Here is a 2,707-nt window from a genome sequence, read left to right as displayed (position 1 = left end):
CGTGACGGGGTTATCAGCGAAGTCGTGTCACTAGGGCTTTCCACCGTTTCCACCAGGCCAGAACGCGCTGACCTGCGGGTTCAGACCCGAACATGCCCTGGATCACGGATTAGCTGCGGAACGCGGGTTTCCCCGGACCGTTTCCCGCACCCGGCGTGCCCCTCTCAAGGCACCGGGCGCTCCACAGATCCCACCTCCATCGGCCACCGCCCTCCCGCTGGCGGCCTGGCGTAACCGCTGGGTCAGCCGCGCTCGCGCGGGCACCTGCGGCACCTGCTCGGTGAAGGTCCTGCGCGGGCACACCGCCGTCGAACAGATCCAGCGCCTCTTGCGCCACAGCAGCTCACAGCGACGCCCGGCAACCGGCAGATCCCGCGGCCGAGTGGTCACCCACTCCCTTTCATCCGCGTGGCCACCACCCCGCAGCCGGGGCACACCCTCGCCCGTTCATCCATCGTCGCCAACCAGACGATTGGCCCCAGACCAGCGTGCTCATCTCTTGCGATGACCTCGACGATGGCCAGGCCATCCAAACCCAGTAATCGGGTCGTATCTTTGACCATGCTCGCGGCTTCTCTGTTGTGATCTTCTGCGTCGACAACAGAAATGATCGACGGAAGCCGCGAGCTCCCTCAAGAGCCACCGCCACCCCAGCCACGCGAGCACGAGCAGTCAGGCCTCAACCCCGATCAAGTTCGAAGAGCCCCCATCCCAAGATCCACGTATTCATCAGAAACCGGAGCTTCTACCGCAAACCAGACCCCAACTCCACGGCAGGCGTGAATGGATACAAAAGGCAGGTGAGGAGATTCTTGAATCACTTGCCCGGGCATTGCTGACAAATTTTCGATGGGGGACACCAGGTGGCGGATTTCAACGGCACAGGTCACGGCATGGCATGGCATGGCATCATCGACCTATCGGACGTCCTATGCATTCCATAGAACTTTTAGATCAGCGCCAAAATTATTCTGTGTGTAATTGCAAGCGTAGTCGCGCCAGTAACCTCTCCTGAAACCGTTTTCCCCGACGCTCTGACACTGATTCCAGGCCTGCCATTTTGTGACATCGTAGTAACTGCTGTGGTAAACACATCCGATACAGTTGATCATGGACGACACTGGTGAGGGGTCCGCTACCGTACGGGTGATCGCGAAAGCCGCGCCAGGCGTGGCCGAGAGCGCACCAAGTACCAGTAGCGCTATGGCGGCGCCCCTTCCGCTGCGGACCGAGTGACGCCTCCGAAGTGTAGATGGCATCCATGCCTCTTTCCTGGTGATAATTCGGCACGGCTCCCGTGTCGGATGTTTTGACATGGTGACCTCTGCCGTCAAGATTGTCTACCGTTTCTTCTCGAACGGGTATCTGTCCGGTCCTCGTCTCGGCAGGTCGAATGGCGCTGGCGTTGAGGGTATCCATAATGAGAATCAACGAGGTCATCATCCCAAAGAAATTCCCCGATCGCGGATGATGACCTCAGGATGGCTTAACTAGCACGACCGCCCGGTGTACCACGCATTGTCATAAAATAGAAGACTGGCGATGGCCTTGTGTTCCCACGGACCTATGCAAATAAAAACGTTGTCGCCCTTGATTTTGTCGACTTCGACTTCGATGTAGCTATCTCCGCAGTGCTTGTACCAGAGATGGGTGAAGTCCACATAGGCACCACATCGTACCCCCGGCGGAGCTGTATTCGTACCCACTCCTCCCTCGTTGCCTGGATTCGTGGCGATCGCCGCCCCGACATCAGTCGATGCCGCCTGGGCGGCTGGCGCCATCGAAGTGAGGCTCGCCACGGCCGCCGCCACGATGGCGAACCTTTTCGTGGTTTCGAGAAACGTCATTCTTATCCTTTGTCGAAACATGGAACCTTTTTCATCCTGCTTCGGAGAGGCTCCCGAGCAGGGGTGGAGCACTCCCTCCAGATCTCCTCTGAGCACCGCACGAGCCCACAGCTGTGCGGGCCGTGCGGTCTCGATCACCTCTCACCGGCTCTGACCTGCGGCAACAAGTCGAAAAGGCTATGCATCCGGGCGCCGGCATGACTTCTTTGACCAGCATTTGAACATTTCCATTGAAGAACAAACTAGATCTGCGCGAAAGGCGCGAAGCAGCCGATCTTCGTACGAATCCTGCCATTACTACACCGGTTGAATTCGTAGGGTCGGTCATGGATTTGCCGGCGTGTCGAGGGTGAGTTCGGTCTGGGTCAGGCATCCGGTGAGTAGGTGGGGCTTGTACTGGATCTTCTTCAGTATGCGTTTGACGATCCGGACGAGTCCCCCAAGCAGCTACGCCGTTCGCTGACCTGGGACCGTGAGACGAAGCCAGCCCAGCATGCCTAAGAGCTGTTTCTTAGATCAGGTGCGGAGCCAGATGACCAGGGCTGCCAGGGTGACGGTGCCGCGAAAGATGTAGGCGCGTTTGTCGTAACGCGTGGCCACGGCCCGGAAGCTCTTCAGCCGGTTGATCGCCCGTTCGACGACGTTCCTGCCCTTGTAGCGTTCGGCGTCAAAACCGGTGGGCCGTCCCCCGGCCGAGCCGCGCCGACGCCGGTGGGCGCGTTGATCGCGCGGCTCGGGGATGGTGTGGCGGATCTTACGGCGGCGCAGGTAGGCGCGGTTGGCGCGGGAGGAGTAGGCCTTGTCCGCGGTCAGGCTGTCGGGCCGGGTGCGGGGACGTCCCGGCCCGAGCCGGGGGATGC

At 60.2% G+C, this 2,707-nt stretch carries 3 protein-coding genes; all 3 read right to left on the bottom strand.

Features of this window, described 5'->3' with window-relative positions; translation table 11 throughout:
* Positions 1-102: 102 nt before the first annotated feature.
* Positions 103-390 (bottom strand): transposase family protein, encoded by a 288-nt coding sequence (locus tag ETD85_RS67830; RefSeq protein WP_170247496.1) that lies wholly within the window; start codon positions 388-390, stop codon positions 103-105.
* A gap of 1,100 nt (positions 391-1,490) precedes the next feature.
* Positions 1,491-1,847, bottom strand: a complete 357-nt coding sequence (locus tag ETD85_RS61510; protein WP_138698972.1) for a DUF6355 family natural product biosynthesis protein — start codon at positions 1,845-1,847, stop codon at positions 1,491-1,493.
* 516 nt (positions 1,848-2,363) lie between these two features.
* Positions 2,364-2,707 (bottom strand): transposase (locus ETD85_RS61500; RefSeq protein ID WP_170247495.1); only part of this gene is annotated, 344 nt, incomplete at its 5' end.

This window comes from Nonomuraea zeae (assembly GCF_005889725.1).
GTDB classification, from domain to species: domain Bacteria; phylum Actinomycetota; class Actinomycetes; order Streptosporangiales; family Streptosporangiaceae; genus Nonomuraea; species Nonomuraea zeae.
This window is presented reverse-complemented; position numbering and strand designations above follow the sequence as displayed.

Bases quoted from the DNA above. Each gene is read 5' to 3' on its own strand.
- ETD85_RS61510 (WP_138698972.1), bottom strand. From the start codon at position 1,847: ATGACGTTTCTCGAAACCACGAAAAGGTTCGCCATCGTGGCGGCGGCC.